26 protein-coding genes are annotated in these 21,507 nt (G+C 65.5%); 25 read left to right on the forward strand and 1 reads right to left on the reverse strand.

The annotated features are described in order from the left end of the window. Nucleotides 1–80: 80 nt before the first annotated feature. The 15 genes from fliD to QK287_RS15425 all read left to right on the forward strand — a co-directional run bounded on the left by fliD (nucleotide 81) and on the right by QK287_RS15425 (nucleotide 12,383). Nucleotides 81–1,409: a flagellar filament capping protein FliD gene (gene fliD, locus QK287_RS15355; protein WP_282360659.1), complete on the forward strand. Its 1,329-nt coding sequence runs from the start codon at nucleotides 81–83 to the stop codon at nucleotides 1,407–1,409. After that, complete coding sequence (fliS, locus tag QK287_RS15360; protein WP_309485718.1) at nucleotides 1,406–1,930, forward strand: flagellar export chaperone FliS; 525 nt, start codon at nucleotides 1,406–1,408, stop codon at nucleotides 1,928–1,930. Before fliD ends, fliS begins: the two co-directional genes overlap by 4 nt. Before the next feature lie 10 nt (nucleotides 1,931–1,940). Then, the gene (locus tag QK287_RS15365; RefSeq protein WP_226776330.1) at nucleotides 1,941–2,342 is read left to right on the forward strand and encodes a hypothetical protein; all 402 of its coding nucleotides are present in this window, start codon (nucleotides 1,941–1,943) and stop codon (nucleotides 2,340–2,342) included. Nucleotides 2,343–2,528: 186 nt separating this feature from the next. After that, a complete protein-coding gene (locus tag QK287_RS15370; RefSeq protein WP_226776331.1) occupies nucleotides 2,529–2,870 on the forward strand; it encodes a flagellar basal body protein in 342 nt (113 codons plus the stop codon). After that, a complete protein-coding gene (locus QK287_RS15375) occupies nucleotides 2,870–3,262 on the forward strand; it encodes a flagellar basal body rod C-terminal domain-containing protein (RefSeq protein WP_226776332.1) in 393 nt (130 codons plus the stop codon). The genes QK287_RS15370 and QK287_RS15375 overlap by 1 nt, the downstream gene beginning before the upstream one ends. After that, nucleotides 3,262–3,567, forward strand: a complete 306-nt coding sequence (gene fliE, locus QK287_RS15380; RefSeq protein WP_226776333.1) for a flagellar hook-basal body complex protein FliE — start codon at nucleotides 3,262–3,264, stop codon at nucleotides 3,565–3,567. Before QK287_RS15375 ends, fliE begins: the two co-directional genes overlap by 1 nt. Continuing rightward, entirely contained in the window at nucleotides 3,567–5,177 is a 1,611-nt protein-coding gene (fliF, locus tag QK287_RS15385; RefSeq protein ID WP_282360660.1) for a flagellar basal-body MS-ring/collar protein FliF, read from the forward strand. The genes fliE and fliF overlap by 1 nt, the downstream gene beginning before the upstream one ends. Further along, a complete protein-coding gene (fliG, locus tag QK287_RS15390) occupies nucleotides 5,174–6,187 on the forward strand; it encodes a flagellar motor switch protein FliG (protein WP_226776335.1) in 1,014 nt (337 codons plus the stop codon). The genes fliF and fliG overlap by 4 nt, the downstream gene beginning before the upstream one ends. Further along, on the forward strand, nucleotides 6,177–6,815 hold the full coding sequence (locus QK287_RS15395; protein ID WP_226776336.1) for a FliH/SctL family protein: 639 nt from the start codon (nucleotides 6,177–6,179) through the stop codon (nucleotides 6,813–6,815). The genes fliG and QK287_RS15395 overlap by 11 nt, the downstream gene beginning before the upstream one ends. Beyond that, nucleotides 6,812–8,143 carry a FliI/YscN family ATPase gene (locus QK287_RS15400; RefSeq protein ID WP_282360661.1) on the forward strand — a complete coding sequence of 444 codons (1,332 nt, stop codon included), beginning with the start codon at nucleotides 6,812–6,814 and terminating at the stop codon, nucleotides 8,141–8,143. The genes QK287_RS15395 and QK287_RS15400 overlap by 4 nt, the downstream gene beginning before the upstream one ends. Beyond that, on the forward strand, nucleotides 8,140–8,574 hold the full coding sequence (locus QK287_RS15405; RefSeq protein WP_282360662.1) for a flagellar FliJ family protein: 435 nt from the start codon (nucleotides 8,140–8,142) through the stop codon (nucleotides 8,572–8,574). The genes QK287_RS15400 and QK287_RS15405 overlap by 4 nt, the downstream gene beginning before the upstream one ends. Next, on the forward strand, nucleotides 8,571–9,230 hold the full coding sequence (locus QK287_RS15410; RefSeq protein ID WP_282360663.1) for a C40 family peptidase: 660 nt from the start codon (nucleotides 8,571–8,573) through the stop codon (nucleotides 9,228–9,230). The genes QK287_RS15405 and QK287_RS15410 overlap by 4 nt, the downstream gene beginning before the upstream one ends. Continuing rightward, complete coding sequence (locus tag QK287_RS15415; protein WP_282360664.1) at nucleotides 9,227–10,699, forward strand: flagellar hook-length control protein FliK; 1,473 nt, start codon at nucleotides 9,227–9,229, stop codon at nucleotides 10,697–10,699. Before QK287_RS15410 ends, QK287_RS15415 begins: the two co-directional genes overlap by 4 nt. A gap of 18 nt (nucleotides 10,700–10,717) precedes the next feature. Beyond that, nucleotides 10,718–11,164, forward strand: coding sequence for a flagellar hook capping FlgD N-terminal domain-containing protein (locus QK287_RS15420; RefSeq protein ID WP_226776341.1), 447 nt, complete (start codon nucleotides 10,718–10,720; stop codon nucleotides 11,162–11,164). A 46-nt stretch (nucleotides 11,165–11,210) separates the two neighbouring features. After that, on the forward strand, nucleotides 11,211–12,383 hold the full coding sequence (locus QK287_RS15425; RefSeq protein WP_226776342.1) for a flagellar hook protein FlgE: 1,173 nt from the start codon (nucleotides 11,211–11,213) through the stop codon (nucleotides 12,381–12,383). Between the two features lie 284 nt (nucleotides 12,384–12,667). Here QK287_RS15425 and QK287_RS15430 read toward each other — a convergent pair whose 3' ends face one another. After that, entirely contained in the window at nucleotides 12,668–14,101 is a 1,434-nt protein-coding gene (locus QK287_RS15430) for a GGDEF domain-containing protein (protein ID WP_282360665.1), read from the reverse strand. A 209-nt stretch (nucleotides 14,102–14,310) separates the two neighbouring features. Between QK287_RS15430 and QK287_RS15435 the strand changes: the two genes are divergently transcribed. From QK287_RS15435 to QK287_RS15480, 10 genes are read left to right on the forward strand one after another with little or no spacing between them, the layout of a single operon-like run. Then, nucleotides 14,311–14,589 (forward strand): flagellar FlbD family protein, encoded by a 279-nt coding sequence (locus tag QK287_RS15435; protein WP_226776344.1) that lies wholly within the window; start codon nucleotides 14,311–14,313, stop codon nucleotides 14,587–14,589. 3 nt (nucleotides 14,590–14,592) lie between these two features. After that, on the forward strand, nucleotides 14,593–15,423 hold the full coding sequence (locus tag QK287_RS15440; protein WP_226776345.1) for a MotA/TolQ/ExbB proton channel family protein: 831 nt from the start codon (nucleotides 14,593–14,595) through the stop codon (nucleotides 15,421–15,423). Continuing rightward, complete coding sequence (locus QK287_RS15445) at nucleotides 15,420–16,295, forward strand: flagellar motor protein MotB (protein ID WP_226776346.1); 876 nt, start codon at nucleotides 15,420–15,422, stop codon at nucleotides 16,293–16,295. Before QK287_RS15440 ends, QK287_RS15445 begins: the two co-directional genes overlap by 4 nt. Before the next feature lie 47 nt (nucleotides 16,296–16,342). Next, on the forward strand, nucleotides 16,343–17,236 hold the full coding sequence (locus QK287_RS15450; protein ID WP_226776347.1) for a flagellar motor switch protein FliM: 894 nt from the start codon (nucleotides 16,343–16,345) through the stop codon (nucleotides 17,234–17,236). Continuing rightward, nucleotides 17,236–17,961 (forward strand): flagellar motor switch protein FliN, encoded by a 726-nt coding sequence (gene fliN / locus QK287_RS15455; protein ID WP_226776348.1) that lies wholly within the window; start codon nucleotides 17,236–17,238, stop codon nucleotides 17,959–17,961. The genes QK287_RS15450 and fliN overlap by 1 nt, the downstream gene beginning before the upstream one ends. After that, the gene (gene fliO, locus QK287_RS15460) at nucleotides 17,962–18,516 is read left to right on the forward strand and encodes a flagellar biosynthetic protein FliO (RefSeq protein ID WP_282360667.1); all 555 of its coding nucleotides are present in this window, start codon (nucleotides 17,962–17,964) and stop codon (nucleotides 18,514–18,516) included. It begins immediately after the preceding gene. Then, nucleotides 18,513–19,361, forward strand: coding sequence for a flagellar type III secretion system pore protein FliP (gene fliP, locus QK287_RS15465; protein ID WP_282360668.1), 849 nt, complete (start codon nucleotides 18,513–18,515; stop codon nucleotides 19,359–19,361). The genes fliO and fliP overlap by 4 nt, the downstream gene beginning before the upstream one ends. Continuing rightward, a complete protein-coding gene (gene fliQ / locus QK287_RS15470; protein WP_226776351.1) occupies nucleotides 19,358–19,633 on the forward strand; it encodes a flagellar biosynthesis protein FliQ in 276 nt (91 codons plus the stop codon). The genes fliP and fliQ overlap by 4 nt, the downstream gene beginning before the upstream one ends. A gap of 1 nt (nucleotide 19,634) precedes the next feature. Continuing rightward, nucleotides 19,635–20,393: a flagellar biosynthetic protein FliR gene (locus QK287_RS15475; RefSeq protein WP_226776352.1), complete on the forward strand. Its 759-nt coding sequence runs from the start codon at nucleotides 19,635–19,637 to the stop codon at nucleotides 20,391–20,393. Then, complete coding sequence (locus QK287_RS15480) at nucleotides 20,393–21,475, forward strand: EscU/YscU/HrcU family type III secretion system export apparatus switch protein (protein ID WP_226776353.1); 1,083 nt, start codon at nucleotides 20,393–20,395, stop codon at nucleotides 21,473–21,475. Before QK287_RS15475 ends, QK287_RS15480 begins: the two co-directional genes overlap by 1 nt. Nucleotides 21,476–21,507: the final 32 nt, after the last annotated feature.

The raw sequence follows: 21,507 nt of genomic DNA on the forward strand, positions 1-21,507 counted from the left end.
GTCCGGCCCTTACGTGCAACGTCCCAGCATCACAAACACCCGACGTATCAGCAGGAATTGACAGCTAAGGAGAGGCAGAGATGGGAATCTCACTCGACGGACTGGCCAGCGGGCTCGACACCACCGCCCTCATCGGCTCGATCATGCAGTCCGAAGCCCTTCCGCAGACCCTGCTCAAGAACAAGTCCTACGATCTTCAGTCGATGGTCTCCGCCCTGCAGGGGCTCAATGGCAAAGTCGCAGCCCTGGCTACCCAGGCCACCGCCGCGGCCAAGCCCGGTGCCCTGGACCTCACCAAGGCGACCACTTCCAGCGACAAAGTCGTCGCGACCACGACCGCGGCTGCCAAAGCGGGCTCCATCGATTTCCAGGTCACCAAGCTGGCCCAGACCCAGGTCACCGTAACCCCCAAAGTGAACGCCGTGACCGGCTGGCCGTACACCACGATGACGATCAACAGCGGGGGCAGCGACTATACGATCGCGCCGGCTTCCAATAACCTTGACGATGTCGTCACGGCGGTGAATGCCGCTGGCGCCGGCGTGACCGCCACGAAGGTGGCCGTTGGGGGCGGGGACTTCCGCCTCCAGTTCACCGCCACGAAGTCCGGTGAAGCCGGGGCCTTCACCATCAGCGATCCCGGTACTACCTTCACGAATGTCAAGGCCGCGCAGGACGCCGAAATCACACTCTGGCCGAACACCGCTGTGACCCAGAGCGTGAAGTCCTCGACGAACACTTTCGCCGATCTGCTGCCCGGCGTGTCCGTCACCGCCAAAGAAGTATCTGCCGCACCTGTAACGCTCACGGTGGGCCGTGACGACGCCGGCATCACCAAGCTCGCCTCCGACCTCGTGGACGGTGTGAACGGCATCTTCTCGCTGATCGCAAGCAAGACCGCCGTCAGCACCACCACGAACTCCAGCGGCACTAAGACGTCAGCCGGTGTTTTCGCCGGTGAGAGTCTGGTGCGCTCGGTGAACCAGAACATCCTTTCCGCCGCTTCGCTGCCGGTCGGCGCCCCGCCCCGGTCGCCGTCGGAAATCGGCATCAGCATCACCAAGACCGGAACGATGGAGTTCGACGCCACGAAGTTCGCTGCCGCCCTGGCGAAGGATCCCGAGGGAACAGCAGCCAAGGTACAGGAAATCGCCGGTCGCGTTGCCGCGGCGTCCACAGCAGCCTCTGATAAGTACAACGGCACCTTGACTACCAAGATCACCGGCCAGCAGTCCGAAGTCCGGGACCTGGCTGACCGGATTGGTGACTGGGATACACGGCTTGCCTCCCGCAAAGCCACGCTCCAGCGAACCTACTCGGGTCTCGAGACGGCGTTGAGCGGCATGAAGGCCCAACAATCCTGGCTCACCGCCCAGCTCTCCGGCCTGGCAGGAAGTAAGTCAGCATGACCACCACACCTTTCGGCTCCGGCTACGGCGGCGCCGCCCAGCGGAACCAGTACCTGGCTGACTCCGTCCTCTCGGCTCCGCCGGCACGCCTGCTCACCATGCTCTACGACCGGCTCCTGCTGGACCTGGGCCGTGCGGAGGCCGCGCAGCAGGGCGCGAACTGGCCTGTCGCCTCGGAAAACCTCCTGCACGCGCAGGCCATCCTAGCTGAACTTATGTCGTCCCTGAAGACCGATGCCTGGGACGGCGCCGACGGGCTGCTTGGCCTGTATAACTACTCCTTCACCGCCCTGGTGAACGCGAATATCCAGCGTGATCCGGCGCTGACGCGTGAGGCCATCGAACTTTTGGACCCCTTGCGCGAGGCCTGGCATGAGGCGGCCGCCGCTGTCCCAGGCCCTGCCCCGGTCCCCGCGGCAGCTCCCGCCGCACCTACCTCTGGACCTAACCGCGGATCCACCCCCGCGGGCGCCTGGAGCACCCAGGCCCTAACCGGCGGGGGGAGCCTTGGTTTTGGATAGTCACCCGGAAGTGGAGGGCAGCCGAGGGCGAACCGACATCCCCGACACGGAATCAACCCTGACGGACCCCGAGGAGAGTGCCCTGGCGGCCTGGAACGCGATCCTGGACGTACTGGAGCTGGCGGTGGGTGCAGCCGAGCGCACCCTGAAGGATCCCTTGGGCCCGCTGTCTGCCGCACCCGGGAGCGCGGTTGATCCCCAGCCCGAGAAGCGCTGGCATCCGCATCTTCTCCCCGGAGCGCTACCCGCTGCAGCCCGACGACGTGCCTTAGCGTTGTCGGCCGCGCAGGAACGCGTCGCCCGGCGACTCGAAGATGCCAGGCGGGATGTCGCCCAGCAACTGCAGGCGGTCTCCTCTGTTCCCGGCGTAGTGGCTGCCTCCGGTGCTGTGTACCTGGATGTAAACGGCTGAACTTCCTGTCGGGAGCATAAGACCCCGCAAAGAATATCCGCGAGTATCCACAGTGATTCATCCTGCGGAAACTCTTTTATATTTTCTCCTAACGCGCGGCTGACCAGTGCCGATAACCACTGATAGAGCACGGATCGCTCGTTTAACGGCCACGGATCGGCCTCCCACCACCCAGGCAGGATCCCCGTGCTCGAATCCGTGACCTCCGCAGCCCTGTCCAGCGCCTTGGACGGATTGGCGCTGCGCCAGCGCAGCATCGCGAACAACATCGCGAACGTCAATACGCCCAATTACCAGGCCAAGCGCGTGGCCTTCGAGGACGCCCTCGCGGCCTCGGTGCGTTCCGGCGACGGTCATGCCCAGGCCACCACGGCAGCATCCCTGGAACCCACCCAGCTGAACGGCAACAACGTCAACCTGGACACCGAAACCCTGTCCAACATCGACACGGTACTTCGCTTCCAGTTCGCCACCCGTGCCCTCGGCTATGAGTTCACCGCCGTCCGCTCCGCCATGAGGACGAACTGATGACTTTCGACGCGATCGGAATCGCCGGTTCCGCCCTCACCGTGCACCGGAAATGGCTCGACGCCGTCTCGGACAACCTGGCCAACATGAACAATGTCTCGCGCACCTCCGGCCCGGCGTTCCAGGCTAAATACGTGGAAGCCGGGGAAGGCGCCGACCTCACCGGGGTGTACGTGAAAAGCACGCAGCTGGGAAACGGCGAGGGCAGGATCGTGTACCAGCCGGACCACCCGCTCGCGGACGCCAACGGGAACGTGAAATATCCGGATATTGATATGGCCGAACAGATGGGCGCGCTGATTATTGCCCAGCGCGGCTACCAGGCGAATGCCCAGGTTGTGGACCGCGCCCGTGAAAGCTACATGGCCGCCCTTGAGATTGGAAGATCCTGATGACCATTTCCCCGATCGCGCCCGTTCAGGGCGTCCTTCCGACAAACTTCGTGGACGGCGCCGGGGCCGCTGCCGGTACCGACGGCTCCGGCTTCGCGGCGTCCCTCACCGGCGCCGTGGACAACCTCCAGCAGCTGCAGTCGACGTCGAACCAGCTGGCCGTCTCAGCCGTGACGGGCAACCTGGATGACATCCACAACGCGACCATCGCCGCCACCCGCGCGCAGGTCACCCTTGAACTCGTCGCCGCGGTGCGAAACAAGGGTGTTGACGCGTTCAACGAGATCATGAGAATGCAAGCCTGATGCCCCCGCAAATATCTGGAATGTTCGCCCGCTTCGGCGCCGGACTCAAGGGATTCACCGCCGGACAGCGCACCATCGCAGTCATCGGAGCGGCCCTCCTCGTCGTCGCCGTTGTGGCCGTTTCCGCGTGGCTGTCCAAACCCGCTCTGACACCGCTGTTCTCCGGGCTCAAGAACACCGATGCCAGCGGCATCGTCGATCAGCTCCGTAAGGACAACGTTCCCTACGAACTCAGCGACGGCGGCGCGACCATCCTGGTCCCGCAGGACAAGGTCTACGACGAACGCCTCAAAGCCGCCGCCGCTGGCCTGCCCACGGCCGCCGCCACCGGGTACTCGCTGCTGGACAAGATGGGCGTTACGTCCTCAGAGTTCCAACAGTCCGTCACCTACAAGCGGGCCCTCGAAGGGGAACTCGCCAGCACCATTTCTGCCATGGACGGCGTAAAGACCGCCGCCGTCCGTCTCGCCATTCCGGAGAAGACGGTTTTTGTCTCCAGCGCCCCGGACACCACCGCCTCGGTTTTCATCGAAACCAAGCCGGGGGTCAGCCTTTCCGGCGACAAGGTCCAGGCGATAGTGCACCTGACCTCTGCGGCCATCGAAAACCTCAAGCCGATCAACGTCGCAGTGGTGGACTCGCAAGGCAATGTCCTCTCCGCTGTCGGCGGCGGCGCCGTCGGCTCATCCTCGAAACAGGCCACCGACTACCAGCAGCGCACCGGCGACGCCGTGCGTGCCGTCCTGGACCGCGTCGTCGGGCCGGGCAATTCCACCGTCGCGGTCGCCGCCGACGTTACCGGGGAGTCGGCGCAGCAGAAGTCCGAGACCTTCTCCAACGCTGAAGGTGCCCTGCCGCTGAGCGAGACTTCCAAGACTGAAAAGTACACCGGCACCGGCGGCGGCGCGGCCGGGGTTCTGGGACCGGACAACATCGCGGTCCCCGGCGGCACCAGCGGCAACGGAAGCTTCGATTCCACCAGCGGTACCAAAAACAACGCAGTCAACAAGGTCACCGAGGACCGTGTTATCCCGCCCGGAGCCGTCAAACGCCAGACGATCTCCGTGGCCGTCAACCAGGCAGCGGCCGGCGGGCTCAATCTCGCCTCACTCACATCCCTGGTCAACTCTGCCGCCGGGATCGATCAGCAACGCGGCGACGTCGTCACCGTTGAGGTGGTGCCGTTCAGCACCGCGGCTGCGGACGACGCTGCCCGGTCCCTGGCCGAGTCCAAGGCCGACGCTGAGGCCACCAAGCAGGCCGAATTCTTCGGCACGCTCATCAGCGCCGGTTCGATCCTCCTCGGACTCCTGGTCCTGGGCCTGATCCTGATGATCGTCCTGCGCCGCCGGCAGAAGCGCGAACCCGTGGACTTGGGCGAGCGGCTTGAGCCGCTGCCGGTCCTGCCGGCGATGCCGGTCGTGTCAGCGTTGCCGGCGGCCCCGGCAACCTCGGCGATCGAGCTCACCGCCCTCCCGCCGCTGCCGCCCTTGCCGGAACAGGTGGAAGCCGAACGGCGTCGGATGGAAATCGACAGCATGGTCTCCGCCAACCCGGAGAAGGCAGCCGACTACCTGCGCGAGCTCCTGGATGACCGGCAACCGGTATGAAAACTACAGTGACCCTTTCGGGCGCCCAGCGCGCGGCCGTTGTGCTGATGCAGATGAACCCGGCCAACGCGGCCCTGGTCATGGCAAAGCTGACGGATTCGGAAGCCGAGGAGATTGCGGCGGAAATCGTCCGGCTGCGCAAGGTGGATCCCGATGTCACCGAGCAGATCATGAAGGACTTCCACTCTTCGGCGCTGAGCGGGCCGCGTTCGGCCCGGGGCGGCCGCGAGTTGGCAGAGGGACTGCTGGAAGCGTCCTTTGGGTCCGAGAAAGCCGCCGGGCTGATCAACCGGCTGAGCGTCAACATGGCGGGGAAGTCCTTTGAGTTCCTCGAAGACATTGAACCGGTCCAGATCCTGGCCCTGATCGACGGTGAACTGCCGCAAACGATCGCCCTGGTCCTGGCGCACCTGAGCCCCAAAAAGGCCTCGGCGGTGATGTCCGGGTTGCCTGGTTCGCTCCGCGCCGACGTCGCCCTCAGCATCGCAACGATGGGTTCCGGCGCGCCGGAGGCAATCGGGATCGTCGCCGAGACGCTCAAACTGCGCGGCGGTGCCGCTGTCTCCCAGCAGGCCTCCAAGGTCACGGGCGGCATCCAGCCGCTGCTGGAGATCATCAACCGTACCGACGCCGGCACCGAACGTTCCGTACTCGATGGCCTGGACCTGTTGAACCCGGACCTAGCCACCGAAATCCGGGCACAAATGGTGACCTTCGAGGACATCGTCAAACTGGACCGCAAGGACGTCCAGCAGGTATTGCGCGGCATCGACTCGTCGTTGCTGGCCATCGCCATGAAGGGCGCCCCGGAAGTGGTGCTGGAAACCATTACTACCAACGTTTCCGGCCGCAACCTGGAGATCCTCGAGTCCGAAATCGCGGCCCTGGGGCCGCTGCGGGCCTCGCAGATCGAAGAAGCCCGTGCCGCCGTCGTCCGCTCCATCCGGGAACTAGAGGCCGACGGTTCCATCACGATTCAGCGTGGGGACGAGGAAGACTTTGTCTACTGACACCAGTCCCGCGCGGATTGTCTACCCGTCGCTGCGGACCACCGGTCCCGCCAACGAGCAGGCCGGATTCACCGAGGGCCACGCCGCGGGCTACGCTGCCGGGGTCCGCGCCGCAGCAAAGGAACAGCGGCGCTGGCGGGACCGAATGGCGGCGGAGCAGGCTGCTGCCCTGGCGGCGGGCCAGCAGGACCTGGACCGGGCAGTGCGCGCGTTGGCCGTGGCCAGGACGGACTTCGCACACCGCAATGTCCAGGCCCTCCAGGATGCCAATGAAGTGCTCGCCCGAACGGCCCTGGAACTGGCCGAGGCCATCCTGGGCTACGAACTCGCCGAAGGCACCCGGACGGCCCGGGCCGCCATCGAACGCGCCCTTTCCGCCAGCGACCCCGGCACCTTGGTTGCGGTGCGGCTCAACCCGGCCGACATTGACGCCCTGGACAAGGAAGGCCTGGACCTGCCCGCCGGGCTTCCGCTGCTCCGGGACGCAAGCCTGAACCGCGGCGACGCGAAAGTTGACTACGAGCATGGCTGGCTTGACGCGAGCCTCGGCACCGCCCTGGCCAGGGTCCGTACTGCCCTGCTCAGCGACGGCGACTGGGGCGACCGGACCATGGACGGACAGCCATGATGACCCAATGGCGCCCAAAAGGGGACTCTTTCACCGCCGCACTACGGGCCGCCGCTCCCCAACGGGTGGGCGTAGTGACGTCCGTGGTGGGCCTGAGCCTGGAAGTTTCCGGCCTCGACGGTGCACTGGGTGAGCTCGTGACCGTTGGGGAAAGTCCCGGTCTGGACGCCGAAGTAGTCGCCGCGATGGGCAGCACCCTCCGCTGCATGCCGCTGGGCCGGCTTGCCGGAGTCGCCGCCGGTGATCCGGTCCGGGCCAAAGCGGGCACCACCATGCTGGTCCCCACCGGGCGGGGGCTGTTTGGCCGCGTCATCGATGGCCTCGGACGGCCCATCGATGGCAAGGGTCCGCTCAAGAGCGGGCCGCGCGTGCCCATCGACAACGAGGCGCCGCTGGCCATGAAACGGGCCCGCATCGACACGCCGCTGCAGACCGGTGTCCGTGTCCTGGACACCATGACCACCCTCGGCAAGGGCCAGCGGATGGGGCTCTTCGCCGGTTCCGGCGTCGGGAAATCCTCCCTGCTCTCGATGATCGCCCGGGGGACCGACGCCGAAATCTCGGTCATCGCCCTGGTCGGCGAACGCGGCCGCGAAGTCCGCGAGTTTCTCGAGGACGACCTTGGCGCCGAGGGACTGGCACGCTCCATCGTTGTGGTTGCCACCTCGGACGAGCCGGCGCTGATGCGCATGCGCGCCGCTTTCACCGCTACCCGGATCGCGGAGTCCTTCCGGGACGAGGGCCAAAACGTGGTCCTGATGATGGATTCGTTGACCCGCGTCGCCATGGCCCAGCGCGAGATCGGCCTGTCAGCCGGCGAACCCCCAGCCACCCGCGGTTATCCGCCGTCGACTTTTTCCGTCCTTGCCCGGCTGCTGGAACGGGCCGGCACCGCCGAAACCGGCTCAATCACCGGCATCTACACCGTCCTGGTTGACGGCGACGACCACAACGAACCGATCGCCGACGCCGCCCGCTCCATCCTGGACGGGCACGTTGTCCTCGACCGGAAACTGGCCGTCACGGGCCACTTTCCCTCCGTGGACGTCCTCGGATCCATCTCGCGTGTCGCCTCGAAGGTCAACACCCGGGATCACCTCGCCGCTGCCGCGGGGCTTCGCCGTGTCCTCGCGGCCCGGAAAGCCGCCCAGGACCTGATCGATGTCGGGGCCTACCAGGCCGGCACCAACCCACTCGTTGATGCGGCACTGAACCACGAGCAGGACGTGAACGCCTTCCTGCAGCAATCAATGGAAGATTCCACCGGACACCCCGAGTCGTGGCAACGGCTCTCCTACCTCACCTCGACTCTGGGAGCAGCGGCATGAACCGTCAATTTTCGCTGGCTGGGCTCTTGCGGCTCCGCCAGATCCAGCAGGATCAAGCCGCCACCGGCCTGGCCCGGGCCAGGTCCCGTTCCAGTTCCGTGCGCGCCCGGGAAGCTGCGGCCCGCCGTGACTTGTCGATCGACGACGCGGACGTTGTCAGCTCCGCCTCGCTGCGGGCCGTCGCGGCCGCCCGGTCCTCCTCGCACAGTATGCTGGCGGAGCTGCGGGGCCTGACCACGATCGCCCAGGCAGACGAGTCCGCGGCCCGGGAGGCGTTTACCGCTGCCAGGGTCCGCTCCGTTGGCTTGGAGAAGCTTCAGGCCCGGCATCAAGCCGAAGTACTGAGCGCAGACCTGCAGGCCGAACAGTCAGCGCTGGATGAGATTGCGTCCACTGTCTTTCACCGGGACGACACCCAGGTGACCACATGAGCATGACCGAGGCGATCGGCCGGATGCAGAGCATCCAGTCCATGATCTCCGAACTCACCACCCGGCCGGTGGACTCGGCGAAGTCCACGGCGATCTCGGCCGCCGCCACGGGCTCGCCTGTCGACGGAGGAGGGGACGGTTCCTTTACCCAAGCCCTCGCCTCGGCGCTGGGCACCAGCGGAACCGGAACAGCGTCCCTGCAGGAGAGCCTCAATTCCCTGACAGGTATCAGCGGGACAACACTCAAGGGTGTCTCCGCGCCGGTTGCCACCGGAGGGGCGGCGACCGGAAACGACGTGGTTGCCGCAGCGAAAAAGTACATCGGCGTGCCGTACGTCTGGGGCGGAACCAACCCGGCCACCGGGATGGACTGCTCCGGCTTCACCCAGCGCGTCTTCAAAGACCTCGGCGTCGAGATTCCGCGGGTGGTCAGCGACCAGATGCGCCAAGGCACGCCCGTAGCGTCCCTTGCCGAGGCCAAGCCCGGCGACCTGCTGGTGAGCTTCGGCGGCAACCACATCTCCATCTACCTCGGCAATGGCAAGGCAATCGACGCCCCCGTGCCCGGGCAAACCATCCAGATCCGCGATGCCTGGGAGCAGCAGTCCAACCTCACGTCCATCCGCCGGATTGTCCCGGCAGGGGGCACATCATGACCGCATCGATGGGTCTGGGCTCTGCTGCGGGGATCAGCCGGGCCACCCAGCAAGGCGCCGGGGGCCGGGCCGGTACAACAACGTCCGGCGGCGGAGCTTTCGGTGTGCTGTTGGACAGCGCCGTTTCCTCAAACGCCCAGCCCTCAAACGCCCAGCCCTCAAACGCCCAGCCCTCAAACGTCCAGCCCGAACGTCCGACGTCCGAGACCACCGTGTCCGCGGATTCGAACTCCGCCGGCTCGCCGGGCGTCGGGGCACCGCAGGCTGTGCCCGCGCGCGCGACCGCGGCCGTGTCCACATCCGCGGCCGTGACCACATCCGCGTCCGTGACCGCACAGCTGTCCGGCGGGCAGCCGGACGACACCAAGGTCAACGACGCCACCTCCCAGGACGCGTCGCCATCGAAGGATGACGCCGCAGGAGATGTTCTGCCGGTCCCGGCCTGGTTCGGAACTGCGTTGGCTGCCCCTGCGGCGCAGTCGACAGCCGCCGCCGCGGGGCAGGCCATACCGGGGCGGATGACCCCGGAACAGGCGGCCACGGAACCGCAGCTCCGGGCCGGCGGTGCCGTGCCGGTGTCGGCTCCTGCCACCGCGGTACCTGCTGCTGCTGCGGGCGCGCCGGCCGTGGCGGCAGACGCCAATGCCGTGGCCACCGGAGCTCCGGCCGCCGTCGTCCTGCCGGCAGCCACCGTTGCACCATCCAGCCCGGCCCAAGACGCAGCTCCGGCAGCAGGACTTACTGGGGCCGCCTCGACGCCCGCAACCGCCAGCCTCCAGCCGCACCCTCCGGCGGCCAGCACAACACCCGGACTTTCTTCCGCTGCCGGAGGAACGACCTTCGCCGGTCTTGTTCCCAATGCCGGCGCGAGCGGCAGCGACGTGCGTCCGGATCGGAAGTCCGCGCTGGCGGCCACGGTGTCGGTGGAATCGGCGTCCACCGCCGGAGCCGCCGCCCTGACCGGGGGACCGGCTACTCCTACTCCTACTGCCGCCACGTCGACGTCCGCACCGCAGGCTCCCGCCACGGCTTCCCCGCAGCAGGGGCCCGCACTCCAACCCCAGTTGAGCAGGCCTCTCTTCACCCTTGCCGCGGCGGCCGCCGGTGAACATGTGATGACCCTCAAAGTGAACCCCGAAGACCTGGGCCCGCTGACCATCAGAGCCCACATCGACGCCGGCGGCGTCCGGATTGAGATGTTCTCTCCCGGTGAAGCCGGCCGGGAAGCTCTCCGCGGCGTCCTTCCCGAGCTCCGGAAGGAGCTCGCCGACGCCGGATTCGGGGCATCGCTGAACCTCTCGGATCGCAGCGGACCGGGGGACGGGGGCCGGAACGGCCGCCCGGGGCACCAGAACGACGCCGCAGCGCAGCGCTCAGCCCCGCGCCGCAACGAAGGATTTCACGAGCCCGCGCCGCGCATCCCCGGTCGGCTGGGTTCCCCCCAAACCAACATCGACATTCTTGTCTGACACGAAGGAACGCCACAGATGACGATTCAGCCGATCGCTACACCGTCCATCCCGATCAAGCCGACAACCGGTGCGGCGGGGGACCAGACTCCCGCTGTCCGCGCCCCGGTGCAGACCATGGACTCCAACGTTTTTATGACGCTCCTCGTGACCCAGCTGAAGAACCAGAACCCGAGTGCCCCGATGGACACCAACGCGATGATGGCCCAAACCATTCAGCTGTCCATGATGGAAAAAATGACCGAGCTGACAGCAAGCAGCAAGGATGGGCTTTCGCTGCAGATGCGCTCGGCGGCAGCCCAGCTGATCGGCCATTCCGTCGGCTATACGCTGCCGGACGGCACCGCGGGCAGCGGCATTGCTACTGCCGTTTCGTTCGCCGGCGACAAACCGGCGGTGACCATCGGCGAACTATCCATCCCCCTCGATTCCATCACCGGAATCGTCGCTCCGTCCGCTCCCTGACCCTAGATTTTGACCAGTTTTCCCACCTTGTAGAAAGGCAGTCGCCATGCTCCGCTCGCTCTACTCCGGAATTTCCGGCCTTCGCGCCCACCAGACCATGCTGGATGTTACCGGCGCCAACATCGCCAACGTCAACACAGCCGGGTACAAGTCCGGAACCACGCAGTTCCAGGACACCCTGTCCCAGCTGACCCAGGGCGCCACGGCTCCGCAGGGCGGCACCGGCGGAAGCAACCCTGCCCAGATCGGCCTGGGCGTCCGCGTTGCCGGGGTTACTAACAACTTCAGCCAGGGGTCCTCGCAGGCCACCGGCAAGGCCACGGACATGATGATCTCCGGAGACGGCTTTTTCGTCACCAGCAAGGGCGGCCAGCAGCTGTTCACCCGTGCCGGTGCTTTTAACCTCGATGCTGCCGGCCAGCTGGTCAGCCCCGACGGCGGCATCCTGCAGGGGTGGAAGGCCGACGCCAACGGCGCGGTCAACACGACCGGCGCCGTCGGCACCATCACGCTGAACCCGAACAACATGGTCGCCACGGCAACCAACGCGGTTTCACTTGACGGGAACCTGCCCGGCGACGCGACCGTTCCCACGTCGCTGAACCGCGTGGTCAAGGTTTACGACGGCGCCGGTGCTGCGCGTGACCTCAATCTGACCTTCGACAAGACCGCCACCGGCTGGAATGTTACAGGTAACGACGGCAGCGGACCCGTCACTGTGGGCCTCGCACAGGGAGCCAACGGCACACTGACGGCCAGCGGCGCGTTGACCGTCGGCGGCATTACTGTCGCGTTGAATAAACTCTCGGGCTACGCAAAAGTCGAAACCCTCACGGTCGCCGGCCAGAACGGCTCTGCTGCCGGCTCGCTTGAGTCTTACACGCTGGGCAGTGACGGATCCCTGATCGGCTCCTTCAGCAACGGCACCAAACAGGTGATGGCCAAGATCGCCCTGGCCAAGTTCACCAACCCGGCCGGTCTGGAAAAGGCAGGATCTTCGTCCTACACGGCCACCGGCAACTCCGGCGGGGTGCAGTTCGGCAGTGCCGGTGCACCAGGGCTCGGCACACTCTCCGGCGGTACCCTGGAAATGTCCAACGTGGACCTTTCCCAGGAGTTCACCAACCTCATCGTGGCCCAGCGCGGGTTCCAGGCCAACGCCCGCATCATCACCACCTCCGACGAGGTCCTGCAGGAACTGACCCAGCTCAAGCGCTAATCACCCGGAAAACGTGACTAGCTCCTAAATATCGGAGCGACAGCCCTGGCTACGGAGATCTTCGGAGCCAGGGCTGTCTTTTTTTGAGATCCGCGGCTTCGGCTGAGACATTAGCCTGCAACCAGATATGCCTCACGTTTCGACCGAGTATCACGTCTCTTCTGAGAGCCCGCCCTGAAGTGGAGGTACATTCCGATGCGACCGCCTGGCACCAACTGCCTGCGGTGGCGCACGCGGCGTAGGTCCGATCGGGGGACGTTATGGCATCCATAGGCAGAAGCCGGCTACGCCCTCATCCGCGGGATCGGGGCGGGAGCGCCACCGGTCCCTTTTCCTGCTTGGAGTGCCCCGTCGGCGGCGAAGTTGGTGTCAAGAGTGTTCCGTGAAGCACTGCCGGCACGCGGCCCCGGGTTTTCGGCGACGGTTACAGCGTCGCGCAGATCGCTCCAGAAGCGTTCCGCCGCGGCCGGCCGGCTGGCGGTGAGGATGCCCTGGCTCACGAGGGAGTCGGCCCATTGCTGGACCAGCTGATGGTGGAAAACGAACTCCGCCAGGGCCCGGGACTGCGGCAGGGGCAGTTTTGTCCGCTGCTCACCGTCAGGTTGCTCCGGGTCAGGGAGCTGCCCGATGGCGGCCAGCAGGCTTTCGAGGGTCCGCCGGGCCGTTTCCGGGCCCCGGGTTTGTTCCGGCAGCAGGCCCAGGTCCTTGGCTGAGGCGATCTGGAGGCGCAGCTGGACGGTGTATGCGGCCCAGCACCTGGCATCGCTGGGGCTAATCTCAAGGGCGCCGCGGGTATCCTGGCGCTGGGTCGCGTCGTAAATGACGAAGCGGCTCCGGCCGGAGTGTTTCGCTGCGTACATTGCCGTGTCGGCTTCCGCCAGCAGTTGTTCCGGGCCATCCATTCCTGATCCGGCAGTGATGCCGACGCTTGCGCTCATCCGCAGCTCAGTCCCGGCGACCTGAACCGGGGCGGCGACGGCATCCATCACGCGCAGCGCCGTCGCCGGGCCCTGGTCCAAGCCGGAGCCCGGCAGCAGCAGGGTGAATTCGTCTCCGCCGGTCCGTGCCGCGGTGTCCCCGGTCCGGAGGCAGAACTGGAGCCGCCGGGCGATTTCCACCAGCAGCGCGTCCCCGGCTCCATGTCCATACGAATCGTTGATTGGCTTGAAGCCGTCAATGTCCACCGCCAGGACCAGCATGGGCACCCCGGTGATCCGGCTCGCGGCCATCGCCTCTCTGAGGCGTGCAGCCAGGAGCGATCGGTTGGCCAGCCCGGTCAGCGGATCGTGCAGTGCCTGGCTCTCCAATGCCCCCAGCTTCTCGAGTTCCGCGGTTCGTGTCCCGGCGAGGACGAATGCCGGAATGAGGCACAGGACGCCTTCAAGCAGGAACGCTGCACCCAGGAGCGCGGAATTTGCCGGCGGCAACGATCCGGACGCACCCGCAAAAGCCAGTTGCAGGAAGGCCGGGCTCCCGGCGACCACGACTGTGGCCACGGCCATGGCCAGCCAGTCCTCGAACAAAGCAATCACGGGTACTGCGAGGAAAAACAGAAAGTAGGCCTCCACGGACCCGGACAACCGGACGGTTATGGCCGCCGCCAGCACCAGGGCCGCACCGGACAGGCAACCCAGGGCGCGGCGCCACGGTGCAGGGTGTCGCGACCGTGCCCCGCGGGGAAGACGATCGCCTGCTGAGACAAGCCACTGCGGTACCACTGCGTATGCTCCCCATTGTTCGGCAGATCCACGCCTACCCAGCCAGCGGATCGTTGACAACACTCACTGTAACGAACATCACTCACTGTAACTAACGCGGTGTCCGCCGCCAGGCCGCATATTACCAAGCCTACGCAGCTAACCAATCAGTCCGGTTGGCCGACAGTAGATCGTAGACCACCATCCCCTATACAGAGCAGAATCGGCCCATGATCGTCGTAACTCGACTCAACGGAACGCGCTTCGCGGTCAATCCCGACCTCATCGAACGGATCCACGAGAGCCCGGACACCCACCTTGTCACCCTCGACGGAGCTACGTACGTTGTGCTCGAAAGCCTCGCCGAAGTGGTTGAACTGATCGCCGAGTACCGCGCTTATGTACTGAGCAAGGCCCGGGACTTTCCGGCCGTGACCGGCTACCACCTCAGCCTGGTTCCGTCCGAGGACGCCGCAGACGTTGGTCGTACCGACCGGCCGGGGGAGTAGGCCATGGATCCGGCAACAATTATCGGGCTGCTGATGGCGTTTGGCGCCATCTACGCCATGGTGGCCCTTGAAGGCGCAAGTATTACCAGCCTTTTGCTGCCTGCACCGATGATCCTGGTTTTTGGTGCGACGCTCGCCGTCGGGCTTGCAGGATCAACCCTTAAGGACGTGGTGCACGCCTTCAAAGCGCTGCCGAACGCGTTTAAGGGCAAGACCGTCCCGCCGCAGGTCAGCATCGACGAGATCATTGTCTTCGCTGAGAGGGCCCGCGCAGAAGGCCTGCTGTCGTTGGAAAGCGACGCTGCAGCCACCAAGGATCCGTTCCTGAAGATTGCGCTGCAGAACATCGCCGACGGAACCGATGGTGAGGACCTCCGGGAAATGCTCGACGACGGCATCAGCTCCAAGATGAAGTCCGACAACACGGCCTCGAAGTTCTTCAAGATGCTGGGAGGCTACGCACCCACCATCGGCATTATCGGCACAGTCGTTTCGCTGACCCACGTCCTGGAAAACCTGTCGAAACCGGACGAGCTCGGACACATGATCGCCGCAGCCTTCGTCGCTACGCTCTGGGGGGTCCTTTCCGCCAACTTCATTTGGCTTCCTATCGGGGACCGGATGGCAAAGATCTCCGAACTTGAGGTCGACCGAATGACCCTGATCATGGAAGGCGTTCTGGCCCTGCAGGCAGGCATCCAGCCAATCCTGCTGCGGGAGAAGCTCAACGCAATGGTTCCCGACTACAAACTCAAGGCCGGCGCCGGGAAGGCACCAAAGTCCGGGCCCAAAAAAGCATCCAAGGGCGGAGAACCGCTGGAGGACGCGGCATGAGCCCCCGGCGACGGTCCAAAAGGGCCGCCCCCGAAGAGCACCACGTTGACGAACGCTGGCTCGTGTCCTACGCGGATATGGTCACCGTCCTGATGTGCCTGTTCATCGTCCTGTACGCGATGTCCACCGTCGACGCTAACAAATTCGAGAAACTCCGTAATTCCCTCGCCACCGGCTTTGGCGCCGTCGCGTCCGAAACCGTCGACACGGCCACCGGAACCGTGGTCCCGGCGGACCAGGCCAATAAGGACCTTGAAGCGTTCGCTGCCGTACAGGCGCAGGCGCAGGCGCAGGCGCAGCCGGCGGCAGGCCAGGCGGCGAATGCGCAGCCCAATGTCGACCCGGCAGCCTTGGAACAGGCCATGAAGGAAGTCAATCGGCTCCAGGCCCTGGAGGACAAAATGAAAGCGGGGCTGGCGGCGGAAAACCTTAGCGAAAACGTGGAGTTCCAAATCGATCCACGCGGATTGACCGTCAAACTCGTTGGATCCCAAACATTCTTCGAACCCGACAGGCCGGAACTGACCGGGCGGGCCACCCGGGTCCTTAATGTTGTTGCTCCGGTCCTTGCGCCGGCCGGAATGGAGGTCATGGTGGAGGGACACGCAGCTAACGGCGTGACGTCCTTCCCCTCCACCTGGGAACTGTCTTCCACCCGGGCGGTGAACGTCCTGCGCTTTATGGTGGAGCGCGGCGGCGTCCCCCAGTCCGCCATCGGTGCGGTTGCTTTCGGCTCCGCACGGCAGGTCAACGACGACTCCACACCTGAGTTGATGGAGCTGAACCGCAGGGTTGACATTGTGGTCCTGTCCGACCAGCCCGACGTCGTCCGGTCCCTGATACCGGAAGCGATGAATATGCTGCAGAAATAGCTGCGGATTGGCTTACCCGCGGGGGTGCCTTGCCGATAGTGCGAGACGTGAGTGTTATCGATGAACGGGAAGTAGTGCGCGAGCGCACCTTAAGCGTCTACGACTTCCGTCGTCCGGCGACGCTGGCCCGTGAGCACAGCCGGGTGCTGGAGCTGGCCTTCGAGACATTTGCCCGCCAGTGGGGAACGCAGCTTACCGCCAAGGTCAGGGTCAAGTCGGTGGTGCGGCTGGAAGACGTTTCCATGCTGAGCTACGACGAATACGCAGCGTCGATTCCGGCGGTCACGGCCATGGTCCTGTGCGCCGTCGAGGGCAACGATTCCAAACTTGTGGTGCAGTTCCCCAGCCCCTCGGCCCTTGGCTGGGTCAACCGGATGCTCGGCGCCTCCGCAGACTCGCCAATGCCGGACCGTAAGTTCACCCAGATCGAGCAGGCCTTGGTCCAGGGGCTGATGAACGAAGCGCTCGAGGATCTGAGTTACTCCCTGGGCCCGCTGCTCAACGAAGCGGTCCGCGTCGATACCATCCAATACAACTCCCAATTTGCCCAGGCCGCCGCGCCAAGTGAACTGATGATCGTGGCTTCGTTCACGATGATTGTTGGGGACATCAGCGCGCCGGCAACCCTGGCCATCCCGGCCGACGTTCTGCTGGGCCGGCTGAAAAAGGTCAACCCCACCGACAGCCGGGAGGACGCGCCGGTGAGGATTGGCGCCCAGCTGGAGCAGGTGCCGGTGGAATTGTCGGTGCGGCTCTCGACGTCGTTTATCACCCCCAGCCGGGTCCTGGGTCTTGCCGTCGGCGATGTCCTGCCGCTGCCGCACCTGGAGAACCGGCCGTTCGACGTCACACTCGACGGGACGAGGCTGGCCACCGCCGCGCCGGCCCGTAACGGCTCCCGCGCCGCCGCTGTTATTGTCACAATCGAGGAGAACCCCTGATGAGCATCACCCTGACCAAGCACGAGTCGTCGGCGGAGCGGCTTGTCGAAGAGCTCCCGAGCCCGGTGGCACTGAAGGTCGTCGCCCTGGTGCCGGCCCGGGCCGCGGCGCCCTATGCCCGGCAGGCCGTGACGGCGACATTCGTCGGCTCGGTGACCGCTGACCTTGCCCTGCTGCTGATCGACCGGACGTTCCTGGACGAGGCCGCCGGTGGTATGGCCGGCCCCCAGCCCGGCGTCGTAGCAGTCACCGATGTGCTGCGCCCTGCCATGGAGGCTGCGAGTTCGGTCTTTGGCGCCGGTGTGCTTTCCGATCTGCGTGAATCCGACGCCGCCGGCCTCCTGACCGATCCGGACACCGCCGTTTTCGAACTGTCCGACGGCAACCACGCCGCCGCCTGGTTCGCGGTCCGGCTGCGCGAGAACACCAACGGTTTCGGCCGCGGCGCAGAAGGCACCGGCGGCGGCGCCGTTGCGGGCCGGCTGGGCCGGATCAACAACATCGAAATGGCGCTCACGGTGGAGATTGGCCGGACCCGGATGTCCGTCCGGGACGTGCTCTCGCTGGAACCGGGAAAAGTCATTGAACTGGACCGCTCCGCCGGCGCGCCCGCGGATGTGCTGCTCAACGGCCGCCTGATTGCGCACGGAGAGGTTGTGGTCCTCGACCAGGACTATGCGGTCCGCATCACCCGCATCCTTGACGTCGCCGAGGGGCTCAGCTGAATGGACTCGCTGATCCTCGGGCTGCGGGTAGTCGTGGCCCTGGGCGCGGTGCTTGGCCTTATGTGGTTGCTGCAGCGCCGGCTCGGCAAAGGCAACGGACGACGCCGGGCTGACAGCGCCCTGACGGTTGTCAGCCGGCAGAGCCTGGGACAGAAGGCCTCAGTGGTAGTCGTCGACGCCGCCGGCCGGCGATTTATGCTCGGTGTTACCGAGCATGCCGTGAACGTCCTGCACAGCGGCGACATCCCGGCCGAAGCCGAAGAGGAGTCCGTGCCTGCAGCCAACGCCGGATTCGGCGAATTCGCCCGGCTGCTCGCCGCCGCCAGCCCCCGCGCCGCCGCCGCGCGGAAGGACGACGAGAGCGCCGGTGACGGGCTTTCCGCCGAGGGTGCCGGCGACGGAACCCCCGGCGCCCCGATGCACAGGCGCAGCTCCATCCACCGGAATTCCCACTCCCGCGGTCCGGCAGGCCACCCGCCGCTGCACGGCTCGATCCTGGCCGGCTCCACGTGGAAGCAGGCCGCCGCAGCTCTCAGGGGCGGACGCCGCCGTTGAACACCGATCCATTAGTCCGGGCCGGCCGGAGCTCTGCCGGCAGGGCACTGGTGCTGGGACTGGCAGCGGTGCTGCTTGCCGTCCTGCTGCTGTGGTTGAACGCCTCCGCCGGCCACGCCGCACCCATAGTCCCCGCGCCCCCGGTGCCGCCCACAGACCCCTCGGCACCCGGTGACGGCATCAATATCCAGATCAACGGCGTCGACGGTAAGCCCTCAACGGCCGTCCTGACCCTGATCGGGATCACGCTGCTCTCGGTGGCTCCGGCGTTGCTGCTGATGATGACGTCCTTCACCAAAATTTTTGTGGTCTTGGCCATGACGCGAAACGCGCTCTCCCTGCCGTCCATCCCGCCGAACCAGGTGCTCGCCGGGCTGGCACTGTTCCTGTCGATCTTTGTGATGTTTCCCGTCATCACCGAGATGAACGACCTCGGGGTCCAGCCTTACCTGAACGGGACCCTGGACTTTAACGCCGCCGTCGACGTCGGCAAGGGCCCGCTGCAGCAATTTATGCTCGCACACACCCGGCAGGAGGACATCGCCCTTATGACCAGGGCGGCCGGAATGGAAAATCCGGACAGCCCCGCCGCGGTGCCGCTGCAGACCCTGATACCGGCCTTTATGGTCTCTGAACTGCGTGCCGCCTTTATTATTGGTTTTGTAATTTTTATCCCTTTCCTGGTTATCGACCTCGTCGTCTCCGCGGCGCTGATGTCCATGGGCATGATGATGCTTCCGCCGGTTATGATCTCCCTGCCCTTCAAGATCCTGCTGTTTGTCCTGGTGGACGGCTGGGGCCTGATTATCACTGCCCTGATCCAGAGTTATGCGGGCACCGGATGAACGCCAACGCCGTCCTCGATATTTGCCTTCAGGCCATGCTTGTGGGTGCCAAGCTCTCCGCGCCGGTGCTGGTCACGGCCCTGGTGGTCGGGCTGGCCGTTTCCCTCGTGCAGTCGATCACCCAACTGCAGGAGGCGACCCTCTCGTTCGTGCCTAAGGCCGCCGCCGTCGCCATCGCCTTGGTGGTCTGCGGTCACTGGATGATCTCGGAAATGGTGTCCTTCACCAACGATCTTTTCGCCAGGATCCCCGGACTTTTGGGCGGAATGTGACGTGGGCATCCCGATCGACCCGCGGTGGCTGGAGGCGTTCCTGCTGGCCAGCGTCCGTATGACGGCCTTCCTGATTGTGGCTCCGCCGTTCGCCTACCGTGCCTTCCCGGCCCGGGTAAAGGCCACGCTGGGCCTGGGGCTCGGACTCGCGGTCTCCCAGCGAGTCTCCAGCGGCTACGCTGCGCGTGACACTGCCGGCTTTGTGACAGGTGTGGTGTTCGAACTCGCCACCGGTCTTGTCCTGGGATTCATCGTGATGGTGATTTTCGCCGCGATCCAGTCGGCCGGCAGCCTGATCGACCTCGCGGGCGGTTTCCAGCTGGCCCAGGGCTTTGATCCGCAAATGAACGTCAACGGCGCGCAGTTCACCAGGCTGCTCCAGATGGCTGCCCTTGCGCTCCTCTTCGCCTCCGACGGCTATCAGTTGATCATCACCGGGCTCACCGGAAGCTTCACGGCGCTGCCGCTGGCCGGCGGCATTAACATGGCCCAGCCCGTCCAAGCCATGACATCGGCGGTAACCGGCCTGTTCCTCGCAGCGGTCCAGATTGCCGGACCCCTGATGGTCGTTTTGTTCCTGGCCGACGTCGGCCTCGGTCTCCTGACCCGGGTGGCACCGGCGCTGAACGCCTTCGCGCTCGGCTTTCCGCTCAAGATTTTGCTCACGCTGCTTCTGGCCGGCTTTATGTTCGTGGCCTTGCCGCGGATCGTGTCGAGCCTCGCCGGGCAGGCCGCCAAGGCCGTCCTGGGGGTGGGCTAGTGTCGGATTCCGGTGAAAAGACAGAGCAAGCCACCGATAAACGGATGAAGGAGGTCCGCTCCAAAGGGCAGTTGTCCCGCTCGCAGGACCTCACGGCCTGGGTTGGTGTGGGTGCTGCGGCAATCATGATTCCCTCCACCGTGGAGCGCGCCGCCAACGCCGTTGCGGACCAGCTCTTCAGTGTCCGCGGTATCGTGGCCGCGCCTGATCCCGGCACGGCGCTGCTCACCCTCGAGCACGGTCTGGGCGCCATCGCGGGCATTATCACTCCCATGCTGGTGGTTGTTTTTGTGGTGGTCCTGGCCGGCGCCGCACTGCAGGGCGGTGTGCACTTCAAGAAGTTCAAACTCGATTTCGAGCATTTCAAACCCCTTCCCGGACTCAAACGGATGTTCGGAACGCAGGCGCTTTGGGGTGGCCTGAAGGCACTGCTCAAAGCGAGCGTGGTCGGTGTGGTGCTGTACGGCGTTGTGCAGGGCCTGGTCCCGGTCCTGCTGACCGCCGGAGGCCTTCCGGTATCCGGTGTGGTCACCGCGGCGACCGGCGGCGTCGCCTCGCTCATCCAGTTCGCAGTGGCTGCCGGCATTGCGCTGGCGGCAGCGGACTTCTTCGTTGTGATGCGTCGCAACCGGAAAAAGACCCGGATGACGAAGAAGGAAATCAAGGACGAAAACAAGAACAGCGAAGGCGACCCGCTGATCCGATCGCAGCGGCGGGCCCGCCAAATGCAGATGAGCCGTAACCGGATGATCTCCGCAATCGGCGACGCCGACGTTGTGCTTGTTAACCCCACGCACGTGGCGGTGGTGCTCAAGTATGAACCCGGTAAATCCGCCCCGCGGGTGGTGGCCAAAGGGTCTGGCCACGTCGCTGCCAGGATCAGGGCCGAGGCCGAGGCCAAAAACGTCCCGATGGTCCAGGACATTCCGCTGGCACGGGCACTGCACGGGGCCTGCGAACTCGGCCAGGAGATCCCAGCGGACTTCTATCGGGCCGTGGCCGGGGTGCTCGCCTTCGTGATGGCGCTCAAAGCGCGCGGTTCCGCTGCCGGAATGCACTACATGGCCGGAGCTTCGGTATGAGGACCCAACCCGGGTGCGGCAGTAACAGCAGA

It is taken from the genome of Arthrobacter sp. AL05, from assembly GCF_029960715.1.
Classification (GTDB): Bacteria; Actinomycetota; Actinomycetes; order Actinomycetales; family Micrococcaceae; genus Arthrobacter.

Coding starts and splice junctions, on each gene's coding strand:
- fliO (WP_282360667.1), top strand. CDS start 17,962: ATGGACTCGCTGATCCTCGGGCTGCGGGTAGTCGTGGCCCTGGGCGCG.
- QK287_RS15415 (WP_282360664.1), top strand. CDS start 9,227: ATGACCGCATCGATGGGTCTGGGCTCTGCTGCGGGGATCAGCCGGGCC.
- QK287_RS15440 (WP_226776345.1), top strand. CDS start 14,593: ATGGATCCGGCAACAATTATCGGGCTGCTGATGGCGTTTGGCGCCATC.
- QK287_RS15420 (WP_226776341.1), top strand. CDS start 10,718: ATGACGATTCAGCCGATCGCTACACCGTCCATCCCGATCAAGCCGACA.
- QK287_RS15400 (WP_282360661.1), top strand. CDS start 6,812: ATGATGACCCAATGGCGCCCAAAAGGGGACTCTTTCACCGCCGCACTA.
- fliS (WP_309485718.1), top strand. CDS start 1,406: ATGACCACCACACCTTTCGGCTCCGGCTACGGCGGCGCCGCCCAGCGG.
- fliF (WP_282360660.1), top strand. CDS start 3,567: ATGCCCCCGCAAATATCTGGAATGTTCGCCCGCTTCGGCGCCGGACTC.
- QK287_RS15410 (WP_282360663.1), top strand. CDS start 8,571: ATGAGCATGACCGAGGCGATCGGCCGGATGCAGAGCATCCAGTCCATG.
- fliN (WP_226776348.1), top strand. CDS start 17,236: ATGAGCATCACCCTGACCAAGCACGAGTCGTCGGCGGAGCGGCTTGTC.
- QK287_RS15445 (WP_226776346.1), top strand. CDS start 15,420: ATGAGCCCCCGGCGACGGTCCAAAAGGGCCGCCCCCGAAGAGCACCAC.
- fliQ (WP_226776351.1), top strand. CDS start 19,358: ATGAACGCCAACGCCGTCCTCGATATTTGCCTTCAGGCCATGCTTGTG.
- fliE (WP_226776333.1), top strand. CDS start 3,262: ATGACCATTTCCCCGATCGCGCCCGTTCAGGGCGTCCTTCCGACAAAC.
- QK287_RS15435 (WP_226776344.1), top strand. CDS start 14,311: ATGATCGTCGTAACTCGACTCAACGGAACGCGCTTCGCGGTCAATCCC.
- fliG (WP_226776335.1), top strand. CDS start 5,174: ATGAAAACTACAGTGACCCTTTCGGGCGCCCAGCGCGCGGCCGTTGTG.
- QK287_RS15405 (WP_282360662.1), top strand. CDS start 8,140: ATGAACCGTCAATTTTCGCTGGCTGGGCTCTTGCGGCTCCGCCAGATC.
- fliD (WP_282360659.1), top strand. CDS start 81: ATGGGAATCTCACTCGACGGACTGGCCAGCGGGCTCGACACCACCGCC.
- QK287_RS15425 (WP_226776342.1), top strand. CDS start 11,211: ATGCTCCGCTCGCTCTACTCCGGAATTTCCGGCCTTCGCGCCCACCAG.
- QK287_RS15375 (WP_226776332.1), top strand. CDS start 2,870: ATGACTTTCGACGCGATCGGAATCGCCGGTTCCGCCCTCACCGTGCAC.